Annotated in this window: 6 protein-coding genes and 2 pseudogenes; 3 read left to right on the top strand and 5 right to left on the bottom strand. The window is 66.1% G+C overall.

The genetic code is table 11. The annotated features are described in order from the left end of the window. Positions 1–301 (top strand): annotated as a pseudogene (locus tag ACEN88_RS25030) (hypothetical protein); the annotation flags it as partial. 73 nt (positions 302–374) lie between these two features. Here ACEN88_RS25030 and ACEN88_RS25025 read toward each other — a convergent pair. Both ACEN88_RS25025 and ACEN88_RS25020 read right to left on the bottom strand, forming a co-directional pair. Beyond that, the gene (locus ACEN88_RS25025) at positions 375–674 is read right to left on the bottom strand and encodes an RnfH family protein (protein ID WP_413344036.1); all 300 of its coding nucleotides are present in this window, start codon (positions 672–674) and stop codon (positions 375–377) included. Continuing rightward, on the bottom strand, positions 667–1,098 hold the full coding sequence (locus tag ACEN88_RS25020; RefSeq protein ID WP_413344034.1) for a type II toxin-antitoxin system RatA family toxin: 432 nt from the start codon (positions 1,096–1,098) through the stop codon (positions 667–669). Before ACEN88_RS25020 ends, ACEN88_RS25025 begins: the two co-directional genes overlap by 8 nt. A 101-nt stretch (positions 1,099–1,199) precedes the next feature. Between ACEN88_RS25020 and smpB the strand changes: the two genes are divergently transcribed. Continuing rightward, on the top strand, positions 1,200–1,649 hold the full coding sequence (gene smpB / locus ACEN88_RS25015) for an SsrA-binding protein SmpB (RefSeq protein ID WP_413344032.1): 450 nt from the start codon (positions 1,200–1,202) through the stop codon (positions 1,647–1,649). A 6-nt stretch (positions 1,650–1,655) separates the two neighbouring features. Here the strand turns inward: smpB and ACEN88_RS25010 are convergent, their stop codons facing one another. From ACEN88_RS25010 to ACEN88_RS25000, 3 genes are all read right to left on the bottom strand, one after another. After that, the gene (locus ACEN88_RS25010) at positions 1,656–2,099 is read right to left on the bottom strand and encodes an SgcJ/EcaC family oxidoreductase (RefSeq protein WP_413344030.1); all 444 of its coding nucleotides are present in this window, start codon (positions 2,097–2,099) and stop codon (positions 1,656–1,658) included. Positions 2,100–2,257: 158 nt separating this feature from the next. Further along, positions 2,258–2,995: a hypothetical protein gene (locus ACEN88_RS25005; protein WP_413344028.1), complete on the bottom strand. Its 738-nt coding sequence runs from the start codon at positions 2,993–2,995 to the stop codon at positions 2,258–2,260. A gap of 82 nt (positions 2,996–3,077) precedes the next feature. Next, positions 3,078–4,274: a multidrug effflux MFS transporter gene (locus ACEN88_RS25000; RefSeq protein WP_413344026.1), complete on the bottom strand. Its 1,197-nt coding sequence runs from the start codon at positions 4,272–4,274 to the stop codon at positions 3,078–3,080. A 179-nt stretch (positions 4,275–4,453) separates the two neighbouring features. On the opposite strand from ACEN88_RS25000, the pseudogene ACEN88_RS24995 reads away from it, so the two are divergent. After that, positions 4,454–4,529: pseudogene (locus ACEN88_RS24995) on the top strand (4-hydroxythreonine-4-phosphate dehydrogenase PdxA); the annotation flags it as partial.

Here is a 4,529-nt window from a genome sequence, read left to right as displayed (position 1 = left end):
GCGAGCGCGTCTTCGTGACGGACGAAGAAAAGGCGCGCCGGCTGGTTCAGGCCCGGCGCGTGCTGGCGGACTGTCCGCCGAGCGCGATGCGGACGAACGCAAGGCCTCGGCGGACGAGCAGCGCAAGGCCGACGACGCCGCGCAATGCGCCGCGGCCCGCCGCAGCGAGGCCGTGCTGACGTCGGGCGTGCGCATCGCGGAGATGGATGACAAGGGCGAGCGCGTCTTCGTGACGGACGAAGAAAAGGCGCGCCGGCTGGTTCAGGCCCGGCGCGTGCTGGCGGACTGTCCGTCCCGGTAGGATGGGCACCACGTGCCCACGCGTGACGTATGTGGCGTGTTGGCGTTGCGCGTGGGCACAGGGGTGCCCACCGCTACGCAGCGGTCTGCTTCTTCGCCGCGCGCTTGCGCCGCGAATCCTTCGGGTCGGCCACGAGCGGGCGATAGATTTCCACGCGGTCGCGGTCGCGCAGCGCGGTCTCCAGCGTCTTTTTCTTGCCGTAGATGCCTACCGGCTGGGTCACGAGATTGATGTCCGGGAACGCGGCCAGCACGCCGCTCTGCTCGATCGCCTGCCCGACCGTCGTGCCGGGTGCGACACGCAGCGGCCGGATGAACTCGTTCTGCGGCAACGCGTACATGACGTAGACTTGCAATTCCGCCTGCTCAGCCATAGATCACCTCGGCACGCTTGCAGAACGAATCGACCATTGTGTTGGCGATCATGCCGAACACGGGCCCGACGAGCTGCTCGAGGATAATGCTCGAGAACTCGTACTGCATGTCGAAGTCGATCTTGCAGGCGTCGGCGCGCAGGGACTTGAAGTTCCACGTGGCCTCCAGCATCTTGAAAGGGCCGTCGACGAGGTGCATCTTCATCTGGCCCGGACGCTGGTTGTGATTCGATGTGGTGAAGCTCTGCTTGACCCCGTGGAAGTTGATTTGCAGGCAGGCCACCAACTTCTCATCGCTGCGTTCGAGCACTTTCACGCCGCTGCACCAGGGAAGGAATTTCGGATAGTCCTCGACTTTCGCGACCAGATCGAACATCTGTTCCGCGCTGTACCCGAGGAAAACTGATTTGTGCACTACTGCCATTGGTCAACCGTTTGTTATGATGTTGGTTACGTTGCGTCGCGCTCGACATTTCAGAAGCGCGACGACGGTAGTTTAACCGACGCGCGGAAATTAGCGATTTCATGAGTATTATTGACAATAAAAAAGCCTTTTTCGACTACTTCATCGAGGACCGCTACGAGGCCGGCCTCGTGCTGGAAGGGTGGGAAGTGAAGGCGATCCGCGACGGCCGCGTGCAGATCAAGGAAGCGTACGTCGTCGTACGCAACGGCGAACTGTACCTGTTCGGCGCGCACATCAGCGCCCTCACGACCGCCTCCGCCTGGAGCCATCCGGAAGCCCTGCGCACGCGCAAGCTGCTGCTGCACAAGGCCGAGATCGACAAGCTGGTCGGCAAGGTCGAGCGCTCCGGCTACACGCTTCTCCCTCTCAACCTGCACTTCAAGGGCGGCCGCGTGAAATGCGAAGTCGGCCTCGCCAAGGGCAAGAAACAGCATGACAAGCGCGATACCGAGAGAGACCGCGACGCCAAGCGCGAGGTCGACAAGGCGATGAAGCAGCATCGCCGCTGATGCCGATCAGTGCGGCTGTGGCTCCGGCATGGCCGACGAATGGTGGCTCGTGATCAGCCATTTCCCGCCTTCCCACCGATACGTGAACGTGTAGCGGGCATGGACCACCTGCCCCGTCGCGCCGAACGTGAACGTGTACAGGCCGGCGTCCACCGCCGTGTCGCAGGCGATGTCGACGAAGCGCAGGTCGATGACGCCGGACGGCCGGCTCTCCAGGAAGTGCCTGAAGTAGTCTTCCTTGTCGGCCGGCGTCAGGCGCGGCACGTTCGACACGGTCGGCAACAGGATCGAACGTTCAGCGTAATTGGCAACGACCTGGTGCGGATCGCCCGTCTTGAGCGATGCGTTCCAGCGGTCGAACAGCGCGGTGATCTCCTGTTCGCTGGCGCGCCGGCAGTGCCCGGGTTGCGCGTCCGGCGCGACCGGCGACCCAGCGCAGCCCGCCAGCATGCAACAGATCGCGGGTGGGATGCCCAGGCCCAAGACCCTGGACGCACGCGCCTGACGTCCGGAGACACGCATTGGATGCTCCTTTCGGCGACCATGCCGATTCATGACAACCGTTGGACAGCACCGATGCCGATCCGTTCCGCGCCCCGCGCAGGGCTTTACCGATAACTCTGCAATTCCCGCGATCCCGTCACCAGCGAGCCCGCGGCCGGCGTACCGCCACTGTAGGCGATTGCCCGCACCATCTTGAGGGTGCGCGTGTCGCCGCCGGACGCATCGCGCCAGCGCGTGGCGCTTTCCGTCCGCGTGATGCCGTTGACGGTCCAGGTCGTCGTCGAGACGAACTTGTAGGCGCTGAACGTGCCCGCGGCGATCGTGATCGTCTCGATGCCGGACAGCGTGCCGTTCTGCGTGTAAGTCACACCGGCACCGCCGTTGCAGGTCTCGGTGTATTGCGCGGCCCAGCCGGCGCCGACGGCCAGCGTTGCCGGTGCCCCCTGGCTGCCCTGGTACGTGCAGTGCGTCACGGCCGTGCCCTTATCGATCGTCATCGCGGCCACCTGCCCGGCCGCGTCGTACTGGAAGTCCGTCGGGTACAGGGTCTGGTCGACCGCGCCGGACACGACGCGGTTGTGCGAGGGATCTTCTTCGTGCACGGCGAACGTGCCATCGGCATTGACCGCCGTGACGTCGTCGTCCGTCGTGCGGTGTAACGTGTTGTTCAGGGTGTCGGCCTGCTGGTCGACATAGACGAGATGCGCGCCCGCTTTCGGCGGCACGAAACGGTAAGTGACCGTTGCCGCCGCCTGCGCTGGGGCGCCGCCGCTACTTCCTCCGCCCCCGCAAGCGCTCAACAGCGCCGCCGCAACCAGACCCGCCAGTATCGTTCGATGCATCGTTTCCCCATTCCACGGAATTGAATGAGGAATTATTGCCGGGATGATCCCGGCCTGACCACTTACGGATTCGTAAGGTTCGTCAGGCCGCCGCCACCCGCTCCTTTGCCATCGCATTGCCCAGCTGGCACGCGCAGAAGCTGGCCACCAGCCCCACCGCCACCCCGCACGCAAGCTTGAACGCGCTGTCGAACAGCAGCGGCGCGACGAGGCCGGAGACGAGTGCGAACGACATCATCTGGATGAACGCCAGCATCGACGACGCGAGGCCGCGGTTGTCGGGGAACAGGCCCAGCGCGCTCACCTGGATCGCGGGCATCGCGACGGCGAGGCCGAACGTGTAGACCATCAGCGGCAGCACGGCCCACGGGATCGTCACCGCGTCGCCGGCGGCCGCCGTGTAGCCGACGTTCAGCACGCACGCGAGGAGCATCGTGCCGAAGCCGATGGCGCGCATGCGCGGCGCCGGGATGCGCGCGGCGCGCTTGCCGCCCCACGCGGAGCCGATCACCATGCCGCTGATCAGCGGGATGAACATCCACGCGAACGCCGTCTCGGGCAGGTGCAGGATCTCCATCACGAAGTTCGCGGCGGAGCCGATGTACAGCGACAGCCCGCCGAACGCGAGGCCCACGGACAGCGACAGTAGCACGAATTGCGGATGCCCCAGCACCTTCAGGTAGTTGCGCGCGATGGCCACGCCGTGGAACGCGTGGCGCTTCTCGCGCGGCAGGCTTTCCGGCAGCAGCTTCCAGGTCGCGAGCAGCATCACGGTGCCGAACAGCGCGAGGAACACGAACGTCGCGCGCCAGCCGAACGTCACGTGCAACCAGCCGCCCAGCACCGGCGCGATCGCGGGCGCGAGGCCGAACACCATCATGATGTGCGACATGATGCGCTGGGCGTCCGCGCCCGTGAAGCGGTCCTGCACGATGGCCTGGCCGATGACGGAGCCGGCCCCCGCCGACATGCCCTGCAGCGCGCGGAACAGCAGCAGCCAGCCGAACGTGGGCGCGAGCGCGGCGCCGGCGGAGGCCAGCGTGTAGACCGTCAGCGCGACCATGATCACGGGACGGCGGCCGAACGAATCGGACAGCGTCCCGTAGAACAGCATCATGAACGCGAACATGAAGAGGAAGACCGACAGCGTCTGCTGCACGGCCACGGGGCCGACGTCGAATGCCCGGCCGATGGCGGGAATCGACGGCAGATAGGTGTCGATGGCGAGCGCGCCGACCATGCCGAGGCAGGCGAGGATGACGGTGAGGAGTCTTTGCATATGCATGCCTTGAATAAAACATCGGCTCTGCAGGATGCGAGCGTCCGAGGGACGAAATTGTAGCGGGATTTGGATCAACCGTGCAGCGGGGGGGGGGGGGCGGGGCCGCGCGGCGGGCCCCCCCCCCCCCCCCCCCCCCGGGCCCCCCCCCCCCCCCCCGGCCCCCCCCCCCCCCCCCCGGCCCGTATCCGGCCGACACGCTGTTCCAGCCGAAGTACCTGCGGGACGCCGACGCGGTACTGGCCATGTACCACG

It is taken from the genome of Massilia sp. CT11-108 (genome assembly GCF_047302915.1).
Classification (GTDB): Bacteria; Pseudomonadota; Gammaproteobacteria; order Burkholderiales; family Burkholderiaceae_D; genus Telluria; species Telluria orientalis.
Note: the sequence above shows the minus strand (reverse complement) of the source record. Positions and strands in the feature narration are given on the sequence as shown.